Annotated in this window: 20 protein-coding genes and 1 riboswitch; of the genes, 10 read left to right on the top strand and 10 right to left on the bottom strand. The window is 72.4% G+C overall.

Going from position 1 to position 21002, the window contains the following annotated elements:
- Window positions 1-39 precede the first annotated feature (39 nt).
- Together QT196_RS23870 and QT196_RS23875 are read right to left on the bottom strand one after the other, a co-directional pair.
- Window positions 40-720 carry a response regulator transcription factor gene (locus QT196_RS23870; RefSeq protein ID WP_168480898.1) on the bottom strand — a complete coding sequence of 227 codons (681 nt, stop codon included), beginning with the start codon at window positions 718-720 and terminating at the stop codon, window positions 40-42.
- The gene (locus QT196_RS23875; protein WP_290356708.1) at window positions 717-2081 is read right to left on the bottom strand and encodes a sensor histidine kinase; all 1365 of its coding nucleotides are present in this window, start codon (window positions 2079-2081) and stop codon (window positions 717-719) included. Before QT196_RS23875 ends, QT196_RS23870 begins: the two co-directional genes overlap by 4 nt.
- A gap of 337 nt (window positions 2082-2418) precedes the next feature.
- Between QT196_RS23875 and QT196_RS23880 the strand changes: the two genes are divergently transcribed.
- Window positions 2419-3039 (top strand): heme-binding protein, encoded by a 621-nt coding sequence (locus tag QT196_RS23880; protein ID WP_266734198.1) that lies wholly within the window; start codon window positions 2419-2421, stop codon window positions 3037-3039.
- 118 nt (window positions 3040-3157) lie between these two features.
- Here the strand turns inward: QT196_RS23880 and map are convergent, their stop codons facing one another.
- Window positions 3158-3925, bottom strand: coding sequence for a type I methionyl aminopeptidase (gene map / locus QT196_RS23885; protein WP_168480900.1), 768 nt, complete (start codon window positions 3923-3925; stop codon window positions 3158-3160).
- Between the two features lie 101 nt (window positions 3926-4026).
- Here map and QT196_RS23890 point away from each other — a divergent pair, with 101 nt between their 5' ends.
- Window positions 4027-4296 carry a helix-turn-helix transcriptional regulator gene (locus QT196_RS23890; RefSeq protein WP_168480901.1) on the top strand — a complete coding sequence of 90 codons (270 nt, stop codon included), beginning with the start codon at window positions 4027-4029 and terminating at the stop codon, window positions 4294-4296.
- Between the two features lie 120 nt (window positions 4297-4416).
- On the opposite strand, the gene QT196_RS23895 is transcribed toward QT196_RS23890, so the two are convergent.
- A complete protein-coding gene (locus tag QT196_RS23895) occupies window positions 4417-4992 on the bottom strand; it encodes a TerD family protein (protein ID WP_085926971.1) in 576 nt (191 codons plus the stop codon).
- A gap of 202 nt (window positions 4993-5194) precedes the next feature.
- Here QT196_RS23895 and arfB point away from each other — a divergent pair, with 202 nt between their 5' ends.
- Entirely contained in the window at window positions 5195-5623 is a 429-nt protein-coding gene (gene arfB / locus QT196_RS23900; protein WP_168480902.1) for an alternative ribosome rescue aminoacyl-tRNA hydrolase ArfB, read from the top strand.
- Window positions 5624-5662: 39 nt separating this feature from the next.
- Here arfB and QT196_RS23905 read toward each other — a convergent pair whose 3' ends face one another.
- Window positions 5663-6277 (bottom strand): flavin reductase family protein, encoded by a 615-nt coding sequence (locus tag QT196_RS23905; protein ID WP_211117408.1) that lies wholly within the window; start codon window positions 6275-6277, stop codon window positions 5663-5665.
- 313 nt (window positions 6278-6590) lie between these two features.
- Between QT196_RS23905 and cdgB the strand changes: the two genes are divergently transcribed.
- Both cdgB and QT196_RS23915 read left to right on the top strand, forming a co-directional pair.
- Complete coding sequence (cdgB, locus tag QT196_RS23910; protein ID WP_266734190.1) at window positions 6591-8264, top strand: diguanylate cyclase CdgB; 1674 nt, start codon at window positions 6591-6593, stop codon at window positions 8262-8264.
- A gap of 261 nt (window positions 8265-8525) precedes the next feature.
- On the top strand, window positions 8526-9431 hold the full coding sequence (locus QT196_RS23915) for a carbohydrate-binding protein (RefSeq protein WP_290355652.1): 906 nt from the start codon (window positions 8526-8528) through the stop codon (window positions 9429-9431).
- 21 nt (window positions 9432-9452) lie between these two features.
- On the opposite strand, the gene QT196_RS23920 is transcribed toward QT196_RS23915, so the two are convergent.
- The 3 genes from QT196_RS23920 to QT196_RS23930 all read right to left on the bottom strand — a co-directional run bounded on the left by QT196_RS23920 (window position 9453) and on the right by QT196_RS23930 (window position 12727).
- Window positions 9453-10379: a 1-phosphofructokinase family hexose kinase gene (locus QT196_RS23920; protein WP_290355653.1), complete on the bottom strand. Its 927-nt coding sequence runs from the start codon at window positions 10377-10379 to the stop codon at window positions 9453-9455.
- Window positions 10380-10559: 180 nt separating this feature from the next.
- Window positions 10560-11771: an N-acetylglucosamine-6-phosphate deacetylase gene (gene nagA, locus QT196_RS23925; RefSeq protein ID WP_290355654.1), complete on the bottom strand. Its 1212-nt coding sequence runs from the start codon at window positions 11769-11771 to the stop codon at window positions 10560-10562.
- Window positions 11771-12727, bottom strand: coding sequence for an ROK family protein (locus QT196_RS23930; protein ID WP_168480906.1), 957 nt, complete (start codon window positions 12725-12727; stop codon window positions 11771-11773). Before QT196_RS23930 ends, nagA begins: the two co-directional genes overlap by 1 nt.
- Window positions 12728-12997: 270 nt before the next feature.
- Between QT196_RS23930 and QT196_RS23935 the strand changes: the two genes are divergently transcribed.
- The 3 genes from QT196_RS23935 to otsB all read left to right on the top strand — a co-directional run bounded on the left by QT196_RS23935 (window position 12998) and on the right by otsB (window position 15685).
- On the top strand, window positions 12998-14218 hold the full coding sequence (locus tag QT196_RS23935) for an extracellular solute-binding protein (RefSeq protein ID WP_248001284.1): 1221 nt from the start codon (window positions 12998-13000) through the stop codon (window positions 14216-14218).
- Between the two features lie 169 nt (window positions 14219-14387).
- Window positions 14388-14675: a DUF3263 domain-containing protein gene (locus QT196_RS23940; protein ID WP_042147145.1), complete on the top strand. Its 288-nt coding sequence runs from the start codon at window positions 14388-14390 to the stop codon at window positions 14673-14675.
- Window positions 14676-14773: 98 nt separating this feature from the next.
- The gene (otsB, locus tag QT196_RS23945) at window positions 14774-15685 is read left to right on the top strand and encodes a trehalose-phosphatase (RefSeq protein WP_266734179.1); all 912 of its coding nucleotides are present in this window, start codon (window positions 14774-14776) and stop codon (window positions 15683-15685) included.
- An 11-nt stretch (window positions 15686-15696) separates the two neighbouring features.
- On the opposite strand, the gene QT196_RS23950 is transcribed toward otsB, so the two are convergent.
- Window positions 15697-17220 carry a trehalose-6-phosphate synthase gene (locus tag QT196_RS23950; RefSeq protein ID WP_168480909.1) on the bottom strand — a complete coding sequence of 508 codons (1524 nt, stop codon included), beginning with the start codon at window positions 17218-17220 and terminating at the stop codon, window positions 15697-15699.
- Between the two features lie 421 nt (window positions 17221-17641).
- Between QT196_RS23950 and QT196_RS23955 the strand changes: the two genes are divergently transcribed.
- Entirely contained in the window at window positions 17642-18397 is a 756-nt protein-coding gene (locus QT196_RS23955) for a GntR family transcriptional regulator (protein ID WP_290355655.1), read from the top strand.
- A gap of 4 nt (window positions 18398-18401) precedes the next feature.
- On the opposite strand, the gene QT196_RS23960 is transcribed toward QT196_RS23955, so the two are convergent.
- A complete protein-coding gene (locus QT196_RS23960) occupies window positions 18402-19364 on the bottom strand; it encodes a glucosyl-3-phosphoglycerate synthase (protein WP_168480911.1) in 963 nt (320 codons plus the stop codon).
- A 172-nt stretch (window positions 19365-19536) separates the two neighbouring features.
- A riboswitch (SAM riboswitch) is annotated at window positions 19537-19697 on the top strand.
- A gap of 17 nt (window positions 19698-19714) precedes the next feature.
- Between QT196_RS23960 and thrC the strand changes: the two genes are divergently transcribed.
- Window positions 19715-20998 (top strand): threonine synthase, encoded by a 1284-nt coding sequence (gene thrC / locus QT196_RS23965; protein WP_266734173.1) that lies wholly within the window; start codon window positions 19715-19717, stop codon window positions 20996-20998.
- The last annotated feature ends 4 nt before the right edge of the window (window positions 20999-21002 follow it).

The following is a 21002-nucleotide window of genomic DNA, read 5'->3' on the forward strand; positions in this document are numbered from 1 at the left end:
CGGAACCGCTCATGCGGAGGGGCGGTGTGCGGACACGCCCTAGGGGAGGAGGCGCTGTTCCTTGGCAACGGAGACGGCGCCCGCGCGGGTGTCCACCCCGAGCTTGTCGTAGATGCGGCCCAGGTGCGTCTTGACCGTGGCTTCGCTGATGAAGAGGGCGCGGGCGATCTCGCGGTTGCTCAGTCCGCGGGCGAGCTGGCCGAGGATGTCCCGTTCCCGGACGGTGAGGGTGGGGCGGGGGCTGCGCATCTGGGCGAGGACGCGGTGGGCGACCGGCGCCGAGAGCGTGGTGCGGCCCGCGGCGGCCGCCCGGATCGCGGAGAACAGCTCCTCCGGCCGCTCGGCCTTGAGGAGGTAGCCGGTGGCGCCGGCCTCGATGGCGCGGGTGATGTCGGCGTCGGTGTCGTAGGTGGTCAGCACGAGCACGTGGGGGGTGGGCGGAGCGGGCGGAGGGGTGGGCCGGTCGCCCGGGCCGGCGATGCGCCGGGTGGCCTCGATGCCGTCGATGCCGGAGCCGAGCTGGAGGTCCATCAGTACGACGTCGGGGCGGAGTGCGGCGGCCATCGCCACGGCCTCCTCGCCGTCCTCGGCCTCGCCGATCACCTCGATGCCGGGGGCGCTGCTGAGCAGGGCGAGCAGCCCGGCGCGGACGACGGCGTGGTCGTCGCAGAGCAGGACCCGTACGGGGGTGTGCGCCGGTTCGCCGGTGGACGGTGTCATGGGGTGTGCTCCAGAGGGACAGCGGCGGACAGGACGGTGCCCTCGCCCGGCGTGGATTCAATGGTGAGGGTGCCACCGAGCTGCCGCATCCGGGCGTACATGGCGGGCAGACCGTGGCCCCGGACCCGACCGGCGGCAGTGGCCGGGACGGCTGGGGCGGCCAGGGCGGAGGGGGCGTACGGGGCCGGTGGCGGGGTGAAGCCCCGGCCGTCGTCGGCGATGTCCAGGACGACCTGGTCGTCGAGGTAGCTCAGGGCCAGGGTGACGGTGGTCGCGGCGGCGTGCTCGCGGACATTGGCCAGCGCCCCCTGGGCGATCCGCAGCAGAGCGGAGGCCACCCGGTCCGGGAGCGGCACGGGCGTGCCGTCCTCGTGGAAGCGGACGCTGACCGGGCCGCCGTGGGGACCGGGGCCGGGGTCGGACTGCGCTGTCGGTTGCTGAACGGCCGGTTGCCCGGCGGCCGGCCCCGGCCGCACGGTGGCCTGGTCCGTTGGCGCCGGAGGCAGGTCGGCAGGCAGCTCCGACTGTGTTGTGCGTGCGGCCAGTTCGCGCAGCGCCTCGGGGAGCGAGGTGCCGTCGGCGAGGTCGGCGGGCGCGAGGTCATGGACGAAGCGGCGCGCCTCTGCGAGGTTGCGGGCGGTGATCTCGGTGGCCGTACGGATGTGACCGCGGGCGGTGGCCGGTTCGGAGTCCCAGGTACGGGCGGCGGCCTGCAACAGCATCTGCTGGCTGGACAGCCCCTGGGCAAGGGTGTCGTGGATCTCCATCGAGAGCCGCTGCCGCTCGGCGAGCGTGCCCTCGCGCCGCTCGGTGGCGGCCAGTTCGCGGCGGGTGCGGATCAGATCGTCGATGAGCGCCCGCTGGCGTACGTCCTGCCGCTCCATATGGACGAACACGGCGGTGGCGAGCGCGGCGACGGCCGGTGGGGCGAGCAGCAGATTGGGGTCGAAGCCGTCCGACAGCCGTAGTTGCGCGACCACGACGAACACCGTGAGCACGCCCACGAGCAGCGACGCCGCACCGGCCGGCAGCGTCCGCAGGCCCGTGTAGAACAGCGGCACCGCACACCACGCGAAGCTCGGCGCGAGCAGCACGAGGACGACCCAGACCGCCACGACCGCGCCCAGCCAGAGCAGTCGGCGGGCGGTGGGCCGCCGCGCCTGGTGCGGCCGGGAGCCCAGCGACGGCCCCAGGACGTAGAGGAGGGCCAGGACGAGGCTGAGGGTGATGATCCACGGAGTGCGGGGCTCGCCGGGATGCCGGAGCAGGAAGCGCACGAGCGAGGCGCCGAGCAGCAGGAAGAACGCGACGTGGAAGACGGGTCCCAGCCACCGGGCGTCGGGGTCGGCCTCGCGTGGCAGGCCGGTCCCGGGCGACGGGTCCGCCGTCGGCGGCTGCGGGGTGGTGTGCACGTGGATCTCCTCGTCGGGGGCGCCCCGGACGGGACGGCCGGGCGCCGGTGGTGCGCCGGTCCCCGGTGCGGAAACGGGTGCGCGGGGACCACGTGTACGGGGATCGCGTACACGTCGACCGCGTATATGTAGCCCGGGCGGGGAGCGGTCCGCATCAACCGATCGGACGACACCGATATCCCCCATCATGCACGGGGATCCCGGCCGGTACGGCGACCCGGGCGGCACCACGGTTCTTCGAGGATGGGGACACCGGCCCACCCCCGCCCCGAAGAGAGCCCACGCCATGAACCCGCAGGTCAACCCGCAGATCAACGCTCAGGACCACTCTGCCGCCCCGGTGACGGCCAAGCGCTCGCGCCGGCGCCGTGTCGTCGGCGGCGCCCTGGCCGCCGCTCTGCTCGGCGCGGCCACGATCGGAGCCGTCTCCGCGACCGCCGCCCCCTCGGACGCTTCCGCCGCGTCGGCTCCCGCCGAGCCGGTCACCGTCGGCAAGGGCCTGACGCGCACCACCCAGCACCTGACCCTCGCCGCCGCCACCAAGGCCGCACAAGCCACCCTGGACGCCGCGAAGAAGGCGGGCCGCAGCGTCTCGGTCGCCGTCGTGGACCGCAACGGCAACACCCTCGTCCAGCTGCGGGGCGACGGCACCGGGCCGCAGTCGTACGAGTCGGCCGCGCGCAAGGCGTACACCGCGGTCTCCTGGGGCACGCCGACCTCGGAGCTGGTGGGGCGGCTGAGTGACGCGCCCACGCTCAAGGACGTCCCCGGCACGCTCTTCCTGGCGGGCGGGGTCCCGGTCCGGGCCGAGGGCGCGCCGGTCGCCGGGATCGGAGTCGGGGGCGCACCGAGCGGAGCCCTCGACGAGCAGTTCGCCCAGGCGGGAGCGGACGCGCTGAGCGAGTAGCCGCCGCTTCCGGCAATGAGCGGGGCGCCGCTTCCGGCTACGGGCGGCGCCGCGCACGGACCGGACAAGGCACTGTCCCTGGCGAGGAGCGCGCCGTTCCGGCAACGGCCGCCGCCCGTCACGGCAACGTCAGCACCCGCGGCCCCTCGTCCGTCACCGCCACCGTGTGCTCGAAGTGGGCGGCGCGGGAGGCGTCCGTGGTGCGCAGGGTCCAGCCGTCGGCGGCCGCGTAGTAGTCGTTCCTGCCGCCGGCCAGGAACATCGGCTCGATGGCGAGGACCAGGCCGTGGCGGAGGCGCATGCCGCGGCGCGGGCGGCCGTCGTTGGGGACCGCCGGGTCCTCGTGCATCTGCCGGCCGATGCCGTGTCCGCCGAAGTCCTCGGGGATGCCGTAGCCGGCGGCGCGCCCGATGCTGCCGATCGCATGGGAGATATCGCCGATCCGGGCGCCGACCACGGCCGCCGCGATGCCCGCCTCCAGGGCCTGCCGGGTGGTGTCCATGAGCCGCTGGTCCTCGGGGCGGGCGGTGCCGACCGTGAAGCTGAGGGCCGCGTCGCCGGCCCAGCCGTCCACGAGGGCGCCGCAGTCGATGCTCACCAGGTCGCCGTCGCGCAGCCGGGTCCCGTCCGGGACGCCGTGCACGATCGCGTCATTGACGGAGACGCAGAGTACGGCGGGGAACGGGGTGGGGGCGAAGCTCGGGCGGTAGCCGAGGAACGGCGAGTCGGCACCGGCCTCATTCAGGACCGCACGGGCGACCTCGTCCAGGTCCAGCAGTCGCATACCCGGGGCCGCCGCCGCCCGCACCGCCTCCAGCGCCTTGCCGACGACCTGTCCGGCCACCCGCATCGCGTCCATCGCCGCGTCCGTCTTGATCTCCACCATCTGCCCGACCTCCTGCTCACCGCCGCCCGTACCGCGTCACAGCAGCGGCGCGGGCGGTATTTGTTTACCGGTATTTATTTACCGGTATTAGTATCACGGGCATGGTGCGAACTCCCCTGACCCCTCAGGAACGTGAACGCGGCGAGCGGCTCGGCGCCCTGCTGCGGGCGGCGCGCGGCGAGCGGAGCATGGTCGAGGTCGCGGCGGCGGCCGGGCTGTCCGCCGAGACGCTGCGGAAGATCGAGACAGGCCGGGCCCCGACCCCGGCGTTCTTCACGATCGCCGCGCTGTCCGGCGCCCTCGGCCTGTCACTGGACGAGGTGGCGCAGCTGTCCGCGCCCCCTGAAACGGTCGCGGACGCGGTCGCCTGAACTCCCCCCGGCCCCCCCCCAAAACGCGCCGAGGGCCGGCCCCCCGATGGGGAACCGGCCCTCCTCGTGCGGTGGCTACGTCACGACGCAGTCACCGCACAGAGCTGACGCAGATGCTGCTCAGACGTTGACGCCGAAGTCCTGCGCGATGCCGACGAGGCCCGAGGCGTAGCCCTGGCCGACGGCGCGGAACTTCCACTCGGCGCCGTTGCGGTACAGCTCACCGAAGACCATGGCGGTCTCGGTGGCGGCGTCCTCGCTGAGGTCATAACGGGCGATCTCGGTGCCGCCGGCCTGGTTGATGATGCGGATGAAGGCGTTCCGCACCTGGCCGAAGTTCTGGCTGCGGTTCTCGGCGTCGTAGATCGAGACCGGGAAGACGATCTTCTCGATGTCGGCCGGCAGCGCCGCGAGGTTGACGTTGATCTGCTCGTCGTCGCCCTCGCCCTGACCGGTCACGTTGTCACCGGTGTGCACGATCGACTGGTCGGGCGTCGCCTTGTTGTTGAAGAAGACGAAGTGCTGGTCGGAGAAGACCTTGCCGCTCGGGTTGACCGCGATCGCGCTGGCGTCGAGGTCGAAGTCCGTGCCGGTGGTGGTGCGGACGTCCCAGCCGAGGCCCACCGTGACGGCGGTCAGGCCCGGTGCCTCCTTGGTGAGGGAGACGTTGCCGCCCTTGGACAGGCTTACAGCCATGGGAAGTCCCTTTCCTTGTCGACTCGTCGAAGCGTCGGGCTTCGCACTGCGCACGAAGCTACCGTTACCCACCACAACGCCATGAGGGGACCGCCAGGTTCCAGGACTCTTTACTCTCTTTGCCGAATTCTGATGTGAACGCTCTGCACGGGCCCCGAAAAGCGGGTGACGGAGCCGCGCGCGGCGCGAGATCATAGGACTCATGTCCGGGCCCTATGTCATCCGCGGTGCGGTCGTCCTTCCAGAGGCCGAGCTCGTCTGGCGTTTCTCGCGTTCCTCAGGTCCGGGCGGCCAGCACGTCAACACCAGCGACAGTCAGGTCGAGCTGCGTTTCGACCTCGGTAAAACACAGGCACTGCCGCCGGTGTGGAAAGAGCGCGCCCTGGAGCGGCTGGCGGGCCGGCTGGCGGACGGCGTGCTGTCCGTACGGGCCTCAGAGCACCGCTCGCAGTGGCGCAACCGCGAGACCGCCGCCGTCCGGCTGGCCGCACTGCTCGCCGAGGCGACCGCCCCGCCGCCCAAGCCGCGCCGTAAGTCGCGGATCCCACGGGGCATCAATGAGCGGCGACTGCGCGAGAAGAAGCAGCGCGGCGATACCAAGCGCGGACGCTCGGGCCGCGACTGGGGCTGACCGCCCCAGCGGTCCCGTCCGCCCCGGCCGCCCCGGGGCTCACCCCAACTGCCGGTACTTCCCCCGGAAGTACGTCAGCGGCCCGTCCTCCTCGTTCGGCAGCGTCGTGGCCAGGACACGTGCGATGACCAGCGTGTGATCCCCGGCCACCACCCGCTGCTCGGTTCGGCACTCCAGGGTCGCCAGGGCGCCCCCGATGAGGGGCGCGCCGGACGCTTCGCCCCGTACATGCGCGATGTCCTCGAAGAGCAGCCGGTCGCTGATGCGGCCCTTCATGGCGAATCGTCCGGCGACCTGCCGCTGATGTCCCGACAGCACCGAGACGGCCCAGTAGGGCTGCACCGCCAGCAGGTCGTCCATGCGTGAGTCGTTGCGAACGCTCACCATCACCAGCGGCGGGTCGAGGGAAACGGAGAGGAACGCCGTGGCGGTCATGCCGACGTCCTCGCCGTGCGGCCCGCCGTCCGGGTCGTGGGCGGTGATCAGCACCACGCCGGCGGCCAGGCGGGACAGGGCGGTACGGAACTCGTCGTCACTCACCCCCACAGAATGCGGGATCGGCGCGCCGCCCGGCACGGAGGCGAGGGCGACGGCGGGTTCGGGGTGGGCGGCGGGCCCGGCGGGCGCCGCATCGGCAGGAGTCTTCGTGAACACGCCATAAACGCTAACTTCGGCCGGCCGCGGCGCGCATCGGGCCTCGGGACCACTCGCGTCCTAGGTCTGACGGCGGAGTTCCCGAATCGCTCGGAATTTGCGTTCAGTAAGTGTAGAAAGAGTGAAGGCGCGCTCCCGTGGCGGTTTTATGGAAGATCGCCAACCGTCGTTCATTGTTTGTGACTTGAGTCACAGCAGGCGCTAATTGTTGACCCTGTGTACCGAGTGAACAGCTCACTGTGATTCAGTGAGCGGGGAATCGGACGACAAGAAATCGTGGAGTTTGCTGTCGAGGTCTCAGGGAGAGCGAGCGATGGAGACCGAGTCGGAGCCATACGTCCGTCTTGCGACCCTGCGGCAGCTGCACCAAGTGGTCGCCGAGCTGAATACCGCACGTAGCCTTGCGGACACCTTGCAGACCGTCGCTGACGGCGTGATCACCGGGCTCGGCTACGAGCTGTCCGCGGTCAATCTGGTGCGGCCCGACGGCGATCTCGTCGTCGCCGCGGTCGCCGGCAGTGCGGGCGCCGAGGCGCTCATGGCCGGACGGGTCGGCTCCCGCGCCTCCTGGGAGCGCCGGCTGTCCATGGGCGAGCGCTGGGGCGATCTGCACTTCATCTCGCACACCGAGGGCTGGGTCCTCGATGACGACGACGTACCGCAGTGGCACACGGCCGGCCCCGCGCCCCGGTTCCCCGACGAGTGGCACCCCATGGACCGCCTCTTCGCGCCCATGTACACCGCGGCCAACGGGGGCGGCGAGCTGCTCGGAGTGATCTCCGTCGACCGGCCGCGCAACGGCCGGCGGCCCGGCCCCTGGGGCCAGGAAGCGCTCCAGATGTACGCCTTCCAGTCCGCCATCGCGATCAGCAATGCCCGGCTGCGGGCCAACATGCAGCGCGCCCTGGTCCGGCTGGAGCGCGAGCAGCAGGCGCTGCGCGCCAGCGAGGAGAGCTTCCGGCAGGCGTTCGAGTACGCGCCGAGCGGGATGGCCGTCGCCGAAATGGGCGGTGACCAGCATGGACGGCTGCTCCGCACCAACGATGCGCTGTGCCGGCTGCTGGGCCGCCCGGCCTCCGGGATGCGCCGCTACTCCTTCTCCGACCTCGTCCACCCCGAGGACATCGGCACGCTGCTGCGCACCTCCGCCGAGGGCGGCCGTGCCGAGCTGCGGCTGGCCCGCCGGGACGGCACCTATGTGTGGGTCTCCCTGCGCAACTCCGTCGTCGCCGACACCACCGACGGCCCGCGCTTCCTGCTCACCCACGTCGAGGACATCGAGGAGCGCAAGCGGCACGAGCTCCAGCTCGCCCACCGCGCCAGCCACGATTCGCTGACCGGGCTGCCCAACAGCGCCGAGCTGCGGGCCCGGCTCGGCGCCCGGCTGTGCTCCCGCCCGGCCGGCTCGATGGCGGACGCCTACGCCTCCTCGGCCACCCTCAGCACCGACCCCCGCGGACCGCGCGGCTTCCGGGCGGACGCGAAGGAGCCCTTCGACGGGCTCGAAGGCTTCGAGGGCGGGCCCCCGCCCCCGTTCGACCACCATGTGCATCTCGTCGCCCCCGCGGACGGGCCGGCCGACGACGGCTCCAAGGGGCTCGCGGTCCTCTTCTGCGACCTCGACGGCTTCAAGTCGATCAACGACCGCTTCGGGCACAACACCGGCGACGCCGTGCTGATAGAGGTCGCCCGCCGGCTGACCAGCGGCGTCCGGGACGGCGACACGGTCGCCCGGCTCGGCGGTGACGAGTTCGTGGTGCTCGCCGACGGCCTCGGCACCGCCGACGCCCAGGATCTGGCCGTCCGGCTGCGGAACGCGATCATCCCGCCGATCCGGGTGGAGGGCCGTGCGGTCCGGGTCGGCGCCAGCTTCGGCATCGGCTGGGCGAGCTGCGGAATGTCCGCCGAGGAGGTGCTGGAGTCGGCCGACCAGCGGATGTACGTCGAGAAGCGCTCCCGCTCGAAGGCGAACCGGCGGGCGGGCTGAGCGGCCGGCGGGCCCGCCGCGGCGGCCGGGCGCGATGCCGCGTATCTCACACCGGCCCCGCATCGGCCCGCACACCAGCAGTTCACCGTTCCGTAGCGATCTTGTGGCCCTCCGGGCACGGTGTGCGCAGGCCGCGACGGGGTAGGCTGCGCCGATGCGGCGCGGCGCCGCCGGGGGCCCGAAAGACAGTTCGCGCAATGAAGCCTGCGGACGCGTAGAGACGCGTACAGACGCGCACAGATCGCTTGGGAGTGACACGGAATGACGGCCGGCAACAACGGCGCGGACACGCCGGAGAACGACGACCCGTTCGCCTACCTCTACCGCTCGGAAGGCGGCGAAGGTGGCGCCCAGGGCTCGGCGGGCGACGGTGCGGCAGCGCGGCAGCCGGGCGTTCCGCGGACGTCCTACAACCAGGTCCGCGCGGTCGGCCAGCGCCAGTACGGCCAGCAGGCCCCGCAGCAGGTGACGTACGGGCAGCAGAACGCCCACTACGCCGCCCCCGAAACCCTGCCCGGCGGCGACCGCACCCGCCCCGCCCCGGCAAACGGCGGCCAGGAGCCGCGCCGCGGCCGCAACGGCCTGCTGATCGGCGCCGTCTCCGTGGTCGCGGTGGTCTGCATAGGCATCGGCGTCGCGATGCTCACCAACGGCAACGACTCCAAGGACGACGCCGCGGGCAAGCCGGGGCCGACGGCCGGGGACAAGGTCGAGCCCAACGACAAGCCCACCTCCAAGCCCGCTCCCGGCGAACTGCCCAAGCAGGACGCGGGCAGCCTGCGTCTCGAGGGCGGGGCGACCACGGCCAAGGACGTGCCGGGTGCGCGCTCGCCCGGCGGGGCCTATGTGGCAGGTATGAACACCCAGGGCGCGGCGGCCACTTGGTCGCTCGATGTCGAAGCTGCCGGCAAGTACAAGCTCTGGGTCGGTTACGGCGTGCCCGGCACGGACGCCAACCTCACACTGAACGTGAACGGCGCGGCGGACGGTCGGCCGATCAGACTGAAGAACTTCGCCCACGCCCCGGAGGGCGCCTGGGACAAGGGCTGGACCAGGTCCTGGTCGTATGTGCAGCTCAACAAGGGCACCAACACCATCAAGCTGTCCTGCGAGAGCGGGAATCAGTGCGACGTGAACCTCGACAAGGTGTGGCTGGCCAGGCCCTGAGGGACCGCCCCGCCGTCCCCCTTATCCCACCGCCCGGTGATCCGTCACCGTCACGCGCGGCAGCAGCTCTTCATACGTCGCCGCATCGAACTCGCCCGCTGCCGGGGCCCGTACGGTTGCTGCGGAGAGGGCTACCGCGCGGGTGAGGCGGTCCGGCCAGGGCAGGTTTTCGACCAGGCCGGAGAGCAGGCCGGCTACGGCTGAATCGCCGGCGCCGGTCGGGTTGCCGGTGATCCGGTGGGGTGGGGCGGCCTGCCAAATGCCGTCGGCGGTGACCGCGAGCATGCCGTCCGGGCCCAGGGAGGCGGCGACCGCGTGGGCGCCGCGGCGGCGGGCGTCGCGGGCGGCGCGCAGGGGCTCGGTGCTGCCGGTGAGGGCGGCGAGTTCATCGGCGTTGGGCTTGGCGAGGTCGGGGCGGGCGGCCAGCCCGCGGCGCAGCGGTTCGCCGCTGGTGTCGAGGAGGACCGGGACGCCGGCGCTGCGCGCGGCCCGGGTCAGCCGGGCGTAGACATCGACCGGGACGCCGGGCGGCAGGCTGCCGCACAGGGCCACCGCCCGTGCCTCGCCCAGGAGTTCGCGGTAGGTGCCGAGGAAGGTGTCCCACTCGGCGGGGGAGACGACCGGGCCCGGCTCGTTGAGCTGGGTGGTGTCTCCGGTGGCCGCGTCGACGACGGCGACGGTGCGGCGGGTGGCGCCGCCGACCGGGACCAGCGCGTCGGTGACCTCGGTCTCCGCGAGCAGCGCGCGCAGCGCCTCGCCGGTGCCGCCGCCCGCGAAGCCCGTGGCGACCGTACGGTGGCCGAGCGCGGCCAGTACCCGGGCGACGTTCAGGCCCTTGCCGCCGGGGCGTTCGGACACCTCGGTGATCCGGTTCGTGGTGTGCGGGTGGAGCCGGGGGACGCGGTAGGTGATGTCCAGGGCGGCGTTCAGCGTGACCGTAAGGATCATGGTCGCCCCTCCGGGCAGTCATGGCCGGGCGGCCGGGCGTCGGGCAACCGCGTACGGCGGTGGCATGCGGACAAGTGCGCGAGCGATCATGCCATCGTCGGTGGTGGTTGGCCCAGACCCGTCCCGGCCGCCGTGAGGGGCCACGGCCCGGGGGAGAGGGCCCGGCGCGCGGGCGGGGCCTCAGGCGCCCGGCGGGCGCACCAGCCACTCGCCCCTGCGCATGACGCCCACCACGTCGTAGGCCGCGTCCAGTACCACCAGGTCGGCGTCCTTGCCGGTCTGCAAGGCGCCGGCCCGGTCGTCGATGCCCAGGAGGCGGGCCGGAGTGGCCGAAAGTGCCTGTACGGCCTGGTCGACCGTCAGGCCGTCGACGGTGACGGCGCGTTGGAAGGCGCGGTCCAGGGTGAGGGTGGAGCCGGCGATCGAACCGGCCGTGGGGCCTTCGCTGATGCGCGCGACACCGTCCCTGACCTCGACCTGCATCGGGCCGAGCGGATACCTGCCGTCGTTCATACCGGCGGCGCCCATCGCGTCGGTGATGAACGCGACCCGCCCGTCCCCGGCCTCGCGGACCGCCAGTTGGAGGACCGCGGGGTGCAGATGGGTGCCGTCGTTGATGAGCTCGACGGTGATCCGCTCGTCCTCCAGGAGCGCGGCGACCGGGCCGGGCGCGCGGTGGCCCAGCGCGGGCATCGCGTTGAAGAGGTGGGTGGCGACGGTGGCGCCCGCGTCGATGGCCTCGCGGGTGGCGTCGTAGGAGGAGTCGGTGTGGCCGATGGCGGCGATCACCCCGGCGTCGGCGAGCAGCCGTACGGACTCCAGGCCGCCGGGCAGTTCGGGCGCGACGGTCATCATCGACGCGGTGCCGTGCGCGGCGTCGAGGAGCTTGCGGACATCGGCCGGGTCCGGATCGCGCAGCAGCTCCGGCTGGTGGGCGCCGCAGCGGTGCGGGGAGATGAACGGGCCCTCGAAGTGGATGCCGGCCAGCTCGCCCTGCTGCACCAGCTCGGCGAGCACCGCGGCCTGCCGGGCGAGATCGGCCAGCTCACCGGTGACGGTGGAGGCGACCATCGAGGTGGTGCCGTGCCGGCGGTGGGTCTCGACCGCCGTCATGCACTCCTCGGGGTCGGCGGACGAGAACGAGCCACCGCCTCCGCCATGGACATGCATATCGACGAAGCCGGGGACGATGAGGTGGCCCGAGAGGTCCACGACGCTGCCGGCCACCCCCTCGGCCAGATCGAGGTCCCGGCTGTGGACATCGCCGATCCGGCCGCCCTCGACGGCGATCCGGCCGCGCTCGACCACGCCGGACGGCCGGGCGATCCGGGCCCCGGCCAGGATGGTGCGCGGAGGGTCCGAGGGCCGCTGCGCGGACTGTTGCTGTGCCATCAGGGGGTTACCTCCGTGGAGAGAAGATCCCGGGCGAGCAGTCCTGCGCCCAGGCACCCGGCGGCGTCCCCGAGGGCCGCCGGAACGATCGAGGGGAGCCGCTGGAACGTAACGCGCCGGCGGACCGCTTCCCGCAGAGGTGTGAAGAGCGTGTCGCCCGCCTCGGCGAGCCCGCCGCCGATGATCAGCGTCTGCGGGTCGAGCAGGGTGAGGCCGGTGACCAGCCCGTCGGCGAGGGCGTCCACGGCGCGCTGCCACACGGTGTGCGCCCGCGGGTCGCCGGACGCCACGGCCTTGGCCGCGTCCGCCGCCCCGGCCTGCGGATCGCCGCAGGCCGCCGCCCAGTCACGGCCGACCGCGGCGGCCGAGGCCAGCGTCTCCAGGCAGCCGCGCTGCCCGCAGCCGCACTCCCGCCCGCCGGGCCGTACGACGATGTGGCCGATCTCGCCCGCGCTGCCGTGCGCACCGGACTCGATCCGGCCGCCGATGCCGATGGCGCCCGCGATCCCGGTGCCCAGGGGGACGAACAGGAACCGGTCGGCGCCCCGGCCCGCGCCGATCCGGCCCTCGGCCAGGCCGCCGGTGCGCACGTCGTGGCCGAGGGCGACCGGCACCCCGCCCAGCCGCTCGGACAGCAGCGCCCGCATCGGTACGTCCCGCCAGCCGAGGTTCGCGGCGTAGACGGCGGTGCCGGACCGCTCGTCGACGATGCCGGGGACCGCGACACCGGCCGCCGCGGCGGGGGCGCCGTAGCGGGCCGTGCCGAGCTCGCGGAGCTCCGCGGCGAAGCCGAGGATGGCCTCGACGACCGCCTCGGGGCCGCGCTCGCGGCCGGTGGGGCGCCGCGCCTCGTACAGCAGCACGGGGGGCGTGCCCTCGGAGGACGCGGTGTCCACCCCCACGAGGGCGGCTTTCATCCCGGTGCCGCCCACATCCAGGGCGATGACGTGTCTCACGGGAACAGTTTCGCGCGATCCGGCCGGAAAGGTCTAGTCCACTCGCCGTAGTGATCGGGCCGGACGGGCGGCCGGAAGGTGGCGCCGGAGGGGGAGGGGGGTGGTGTAGACCTTATGAAGAACGCGGGGGAGACTTGCCGTTCATGCCGTTCGAGGGCGATCCCTGAGGCGGCCGGGGTAATTCCCGACAAGCACGGATTTTCAGGACAAAGGGCGGGAACAGCAGTGCAGCGGCGGTACGTGAGCCTGGCGGCGGCAATCGCCACCACCATGACAGTGACTCTTACCGGCTGCGGCAGCGGTTCCGGCAGCGACGACGTCACTCTCAAACTGATCGCGGCGGACTACGGCGACAGCCGTGCCAACGGCTCCCAGCACTACTGGGACGAGCTCGCCCGCGCCTTCGAGGAGAAGAACGCCGGCATCAAGGTCGATGTCGAGGTCTACAGCTGGACCGACGTCGACAAGAAGGTCGAGGACCTGGTCAAGGACGGCCACGCCCCGGACCTCGCGCAGATAGGCGCCTACGCCGACTACGCGGCCAAGGACCAGCTCTACAGCGCCGACCAGCTGCTCTCCATCCCCACCCAGGCCGACTTCACCCCCTCCCTCGCGGAGGCCGGCGAATACAAGCGGGTCCAGTACGGCATGCCGTTCGGCGCCAGCACCCGGCGGCTCTTCTACAACAAGAAGCTGTTCAGCCAGGCCGGCATCACCAGCCCGCCGGCCAGCTGGGACGACATCGCCCACGACGCCCAGCTGCTGAAGGCACGGGGCGTCAAGATGCCCTTCGCGCTGCCGCTCGGCCCGGAGGAGACCCAGGCCGAGACGATGCAGTGGATGCTCAGCGGTGGCGGCGGCTACACCGACAGCATCGGCAAGTACACGATCGACTCGCCGGAGAACGTCAAGGCCTTCAAGTGGCTGAAGGAGGACCTCGTCGGCAAGGGCCTGACCGGGGCCGACCCCGCCAAGCTCAACCGCGAGGACGCCTTCGAGGGCTTCGCCGACGGCGAGGTCGGCATGCTCAACGGCCACCCCGCGCTGATGAAGCAGGCCGCGGCCAAGGGCATCGACTACGGCACCGTCGAGCTGCCCGGTGCCCACGGCAAGGCCAAGGCCACCATGGGCGTCGCCGACTGGATGATGGCCTTCAAGCAGGGGGGCCACCGCGCCCAGGCCGGCAAGTTCCTCGACTTCGTCTACAGCAAGAAGAACGTCGAGAAGTTCTCCGGCGAGTACGGCCTGCTGCCGGTCACCAGCGCCGCCTCCCAGGCGATGCTGGCCGACGACAAGTACGCCAAGTTCCACGGCTTCCTCAAGCAGCTCGCCGGCGCCGAGTTCTACCCGGCGAACAAGACCTCCTGGCCGCTGATCTCCAAGACCGTCAAGGCCAAGATGGGCGCCGCGGTCGGCCCGCGGGGCAACCCGTCCGGAGTGCTCACCGACATCCAGAACACCGCGGACACCGCGGACAGCGCGGCCGAATGACGCGGTGCGGGCGGGCGGACGCGACGGCGTCCCGGAGCGATACGGGCGGGCATACGGGCAGGCGCGTCGGCTCGGTGCGGCCGGGGCACGGGCGGGCCTCCCGGAGCCGGGCCGCCGCCGGGGCGACCGGCCGGGCGTTGTCCGACCGTGCGCTTATCGTGGAAGCGTGATGACGGACGGGACGGCGGGTGCGGGCGGTCCGGGCGGCGAGCCCGGGGCCGTCGAGCGCGCCGCGGAGCTCTCCGCCCGGGACGAGGCGGTGCTCGCCGTCGAGCGCCGCTCCTGGCCGGGCCCCGGCCCCAAGGAGCGCGCCATCCGCGAACAGCTCGGCATCTCCCCGACCCGCTACTACCAACTCCTCAACGCCCTGCTGGACGACCCCCGCGCGCTCGCCCATGACCCCGTCACCGTCAACCGCCTGCGCCGCATACGGGACGCCCGCCGCGCCCGCCGCTGACCCGGGCGCCCCGGCCGCCGTCCCCGTGCGCCCGTACACCCCGACTGTCACCGGAGAGCTACCCCCGGCGCCCGCCGCGCGCCGGTAGGGTCGGCGCCATGGGCAGCCCCCCGAACGCCGCGTCGGCGGACCGGCCGACACCCGGACCCGTGCCGACCCCGCACACCCCCGCCGGCCGCGACGGCCTCGCCGCACTGCTGGCACACCCGGAACGCACCGTCGTCGCCCTCGACTTCGACGGCACCCTCGCCGAGATCGTCCCCGACCCGGAGAAGGCCCGCGCCCATGGAGGCGCCGTCGCCGCCCTCGGCCGTCTGGTGCCCCGGCTGCGCGCCGCCGCGGTGATCACCGGCCGCCCGGCCACCGTCGCGGTCCGCCTCGGCGGCTTCGCGGACGTCCCCGGCCTGGACCACCTCACCGTCCTCGGCCACTACGGCGCCGAACGCTGGGAGGCCGCCACCGGCACCGTCCACGCCCCCGCCCCGCACCCCGGTGTCGCCGCCATACAGGCCGAACTCCCCGGCGTCCTGGACGCCTCCGGGGTCTGGCACGGCACCTGGATCGAGACCGCCATCGAGCGCAAGGGCGGCCGCGCCATCGCCGTGCACACCCGCCGCGCCACCGACCCCCAGGGCGCCTTCGACCAGCTGCGCGGCCCGCTCACCGCGCTCGCCGAACGCCACGGCCTGATCGTCGAACCGGGCCGCCTCGTCCTGGAACTCCGCCCGCCCGGTATGGACAAGGGCGTCGCCCTCGCCGAATGGGTCCGCGAGACCGGCGCCGCCACCGTCCTCTACGCCGGCGACGACCTCGGCGACCTGGCCGCCTTCGCCGCCGTCGAAAAACTCCGCTCCGACGGCCTGACCGGCCTCCTGGTATGCAGCGGCAGCGCCGAGGTCGCCGAACTCGCCGAGCGCGCCGACCTGGTGGTCGACGGCCCGGGAGGCGTCGTCGGCCTGCTCGGCGCCCTGGCGGCCCGGCTGGACGAGAACGAGGCGCACGGGGCGTAGGCGGGGGCGGCTCAGGCGGGCCGCGCACCCTCCTGAGCGTCCTCGCCCCGCAGCTCGTGCAGCTGGTCCAGGAACCACCGCGCGGGCGGCAGCGCGGTGGCCGCCGCGGCCAGCCGCTCGGTGCGTGCCGCGCGCTCGCCGTCGTCCATCGACAGTGCCTCGTGCAGCGCCTCGGCGGTGCCGACGACGTCGTACGGATTGACGGTGAGGGCATCCGCGCCGAGCTCCTCGTGCGCGCCCGCCTCCCGCGACAGCACCAGCGCGCAGCCGGCGTCCGACACCACCGGGATCTCCTTGGCGACCAGGTTCATACCGTCCCTGATCGGGTTGACCAGTGCCACGTCCGCGAGCCGGTAGGCGGCCAGGGAGCGGGCGAAATCGTCCTTGACGTGCAGCAGGATCGGCTGCCAACCCGCCGTGCCGTATTCGGCGTTGATGGCCTCGGCCACCCGCTGGACCTCGGCGGTGTAGTCGCGGTAGACGGCGAGATCCTGGCGTGAGGGATAGGCGAAGGCGAGGTGCACCACTCGCTCGCGCCATTCGGGGTGGTCGGTGAGCAACTGCCGGTAGGCGAGCAGGCCCCGCACGATGTTTTTGGAGAGTTCGGTGCGGTCCACACGGACGATGGTCCGGCGCCCCGGCCCGCCGATCTCGGTACGCAGCGCCGCCATCCGCTCCTCGACGTCGGGGCGGTGCGCGCGCTCACGCAGGAAGTCGGCGTCGGCGCCGAGGCCGTGCACACCGATCCAGGTCGTGCGCGCCTTGCGCTCCGGGACGAGCGCGACGATGCCGGGCGCCCCGTCCCCCGGCCGGACGCGCTCGCACTGTCCGTCGAGCCCGGTTTCCGCGCAGGCCACGAAGTTCTCGGCCCACCGCCGGGTGAGGAAGTTCGCCCGGTCGGCACCGAGAATGCCCAGCGCCAGCTTCCGCTGGATGTCGTCCGGCAGCATCGCGAAGTACTCGGCGGGGGCCCACGGCGTGTGGGAGAAGTGCGCGATACGCAGGTCGGGGCGGCGCTCGCGGAGCATGCCGGGCACCAGCGCCAGGTGGTAGTCCTGCACGAGGACGGCCGCACCGGGCGCCGCACCCTCGGCCAGCGCGTCGGCGAAGGCCGCGTTGTACGTCTCGTAGGCCGCCCACTGCGCCCGGAACTCCGCGCCGAAGACCGGCTCCAGCGGTGTCTGATAGAGCATGTGGTGCACGAACCACAGCACCGAATTCGCGATGCTGTTGTAGGCGGCGGCATACACCTCGGCCGGAATGTCCAGCATCCGGACACGCTGTCCACCCGTATCCCCCGGCTCCAGCACACCACCCGTCCGCCGCACGGCCTCCCGGTCCCCGTCCCCGAGCGCGGCACACACCCACACCGCATCCGTCTCGGGCCCGATCGCCGACAGCCCCGACACCAGCCCACCACCACCCCGCTTGGCGGTCAGCGCCCCGCCCTCCTCCAGGCCATAGGACACCGGCCCGCGATTGGACGCGACAAGAACCTCAGCACCTGCTTGCACCGCACTGCGCTCGGAGACCATGTCGCGAAAGTAACCCGCCACAGATCCGCGCAAACGTACGGAAGCGGTCAAGGGGTGGGGCGGGCGGCTACTCCTCAGCCGCCGCCCGGCCGGAAGGCGGGGAGGGGCATGGTGACTCCGCCTCGGCGGGTTCCGGGTGTCGGCAGCCGAGACGGTCGCCCCGGCTGCTGGAGATACGGAGCGTGTCGCCGAGCGCGCACGTCAAACAACAGGCCGGAAAGCGCAGTTCGGGGGTGATGGTCCCGTCCCCGCGAAGAAGGGCACGGGTGCACCCCGAGAGGATCTCACCGGATACGAGCTGGGTCCGTTCAACGGCGTCCGCCTGCCTTGTAACCGGGCAAGCCCTGGAGCGGATGGTGACCCCGTGGCACTCGAACAGATCTCTAGGATGTCTAGAGATCGTCAGGAGGGATGCGTCGCCATGGCCGCACAGGAGAGCTCGTCGCCCAAGTGCCGCCGGATTGCCGACGCGCTGAAGCGGGCGATCGCGGCGGGGGAGTTCCAGCCCGGTGACCGGCTGCCCGGGGAGAACGAGCTGATGGACCGGCACGGCGTGGCGCGGATGACGGCACGTCAGGCGCTCGGGGTGCTCACTTCGGAGGGGCTCGCCGAGGCCCGCAAGGGTGCCGGGGTCTTCGTGCGGGCGTTCCAGCCGATCCGGCGACGCGGTGTCCCGCGCCTGGCTCGGGAGCATTGGGGCGAGGGGCGGTCGGTCTGGTCGGCCGATGTCCCGGACCGTGACCTGGCGGTCGACGAAGTCACCGTGGACGAGGAACCGGCGGCGGAAACCGTCGCGGCGCAGCTGGGCATAGCGCCTGGAGACGCTGTGATCGTGCGGCGCCGCAGGTTCGTGCTCGACGGAAAGCCGGTGTTGCTGTCCACCTCCTACCTCCCGGCTGCTCTTGTCGCCGGATCGGCGATCACTCAGCCGGATACCGGGGCGGGCGGCACCTATGCCCGGCTTGCCGAGCTCGGTGCGGGGCCTGTCCGCTTCAGGGAGGAGGTGCGGTCACGTATGCCGGCGCCGGAGGAGGCCGACCGGCTGCGCCTTCCGGCGGGTACGCCCGTCATCCTCATCAGCCGGATGGCCCGCACCGAGGACGGGCGCACGGTCGAGGTCAACGAGATGATCCTCGACGCGTCCGCCTACGTACTGGAGTACGACTTCGACGCCTGAGCGCTCACGCCGCCCGGCGGGCCGCGTACTCCGGGATTTCGGTCATCGGGGGGCGTTCCTCGGTGTCGACGTCTGTGGTGCGGGGGACGAAGCCCTCGTTGCCGCGGTCGAACTGGGTGAGGCGGGGGCGGACCAAGTGGCCGCGGGTCAGGCGTAGTTGGGCGGTGCGGTAGATCGCGGCGGCCATCCGGCCGAGGGCCTGGCCGTCCTGGTGGCGGTGTTTGCGTACGCCGACGTCCACCTGGGCGAGGGCGTCGAGGCCGACGGTGTGCAGGGAGTCGACGAGCAGGCCGAGTTCCACGCCGTAGCCGACGGGGAAGGGGAGGCGTTCCAGGAGGGAGCGGCGGGCCGCGTACTCGCCGCCGAGGGGCTGGACGAAGCCGGCCAGCTGGGGCCAGTGGAGGTTGAGGAGCGGGCGGGCGACCAGCTCGGTGACCCGGCCGCCCTGGCCGGCCCCGGCACCCTCGTCGCCGGTCTCCAGCGGACGGTCGTACATCGCCTTCACGAACTGGATGTCCGGGTCGGTCAGCAGCGGGCCGATGATCCCGGAGACGAAGGCGGCGGAGAATTCGCGCAGGTCGGCGTCGATGAAGCAGATGATGTCGCCGGTGGTGGCCAGGAGGGAGCGCCAGAGCACCTCGCCCTTGCCGGGCAGCGCGGGCAGCCGTGGCAGGACGCTGTCGCGGGGGACGACCCGGGCGCCGGCCGCCGCGGCGACCTCGGCGGTGCGGTCGGTGGAGCCGGAGTCCAGCACCACCAGCTCGTCGACGAGGGGAACGGTCTCGGTCATCAGCTCGGCACGGATCACCGCCACGATCGCCCCGACCGTGGCCTCCTCGTCGAGCGCGGGCAGCACGACACTGACCGTACGGCCCGTCTGGCGCTTGGCCTCCAGAAGCTGCCCCAGCGGACGGTCAGCGGCGGACCAGGAGTGGCTGGTCAGCCAGCTCTCGACCTCTTCCAGCACGTCTACTACTCCTCGGTCGCCGCCCGATCGGCGGCCTGTGTGATCCATCTCGCGGTTCGGACGACTATCTCAACTGTCAGTGCCTTCGGTTACAGTCTTGAACAACGCGGATGACCGTCGCATGTCGGGGTCCCCGCGCCACAAATGCCTGGGTTCAGTCCCAGCGCCATACCGCTCATCCAGAGGGGCAGAGGGATACGGCCCGTTGAAGCCCCGGCAACCCTCCAGCCGGTCTTGCCGCCAGGACGCTGACGTCCCGCGCGCGTGAGGCTCCCGGCTAGGGAAGGTGCCAAATCCGTCTCGTGGCGAGATTCGCTGCGAGGAAGATGAGGAGAAAGGGCCTCGCCTCCATGGCTGTGCAAGTCACCGAAAACACCCCCACCGTCGCTCTGGGCCCCGCCGCAGCTCTGTCCTGCCGCGAGTGCGGACAGCGCTTCCCGCTCGGCCCGATCTTCGCGTGCCAGGAATGTTTCGGGCCGCTCGAAGTCGCCTACGACCTGCCGAGCGGCGACCCCGAGAGCCTGCGGAAGCAGATCGAGGCCGGTCCGGACAACATCTGGCGCTACGCCCCGCTGCTGCCCGTCCCCGCCGACGTGGCCGACAAGCCCAACCTGAACCCCGGTTTCACCAAGCTCGTCAAGGCCGACCGGCTCGCCGCCGAGCTGGGCGTCACCGGCGGTCTGTACGTCAAGGACGACTCCGGCAACCCGACGCACTCCTTCAAGGACCGCGTCGTGGCGATCGCCGTCGAGGCCGCCCGCGCCTTCGGTTTCACCACCCTCTCCTGCTCCTCCACCGGGAACCTCGCCGGTGCGGTCGGCGCCGCGGCGCGCCGGGCCGGATTCGAGTCCTGTGTGTTCATCCCGCACGACCTGGAGGCCGGCAAGGTCGTGATGGCCGCGGTCTACGGCGGTGACCTGGTCGGCATCGAGGGCAACTACGACGACGTCAACCGCTTCTGCTCCGAGCTCATCGGTGACCCGCTGGGTGAGGGCTGGGGTTTCGTCAACGTCAATCTGCGCCCCTACTACGGCGAGGGTTCCAAGACGCTCGCGTACGAGATCTGTGAGCAGCTGGGCTGGCAGCTCCCGGACCAGATCGTCATCCCGATCGCGTCCGGCTCGCAGCTCACGAAGATCGACAAGGGGCTCAAGGAGCTGATCGCCCTCGGCCTGGTCGAGGACAAGCCGTACAAGATCTTCGGCGCCCAGGCGGAGGGCTGCTCGCCGGTGTCCACGGCGTTCAAGGCCGGCCACGATGTCGTCCGCCCGCAGAAGCCGAACACCATCGCCAAGTCGCTGGCGATCGGCAACCCCGCCGACGGGCCGTATGTGCTCGACATCGCGCGCCGTACGGGCGGTGCCGTCGAGGATGTCAACGACGCGCAGGTCGTGGACGCGATCAAGCTGCTGGCCAGGACGGAAGGCATCTTCGCGGAGACCGCGGGCGGCGTGACCGTCGGCGTGACCAAGAAGCTGATCGAGGACGGCGTGCTCGACCCGTCCCTGACCACCGTCGTACTGAACACGGGTGACGGCCTCAAGACACTCGACGCGGTCGCCCCCACCTCCGGGCCCACGGCGACGATCCGTCCGAACCTGGACGCGTTCCGCTCGGCCGGCCTGGCCCGCTGAGGCC

Source organism: Streptomyces sp. P9-2B-2, from assembly GCF_030406865.1.
Taxonomy (GTDB): Bacteria; Actinomycetota; Actinomycetes; order Streptomycetales; family Streptomycetaceae; genus Streptomyces; species Streptomyces platensis.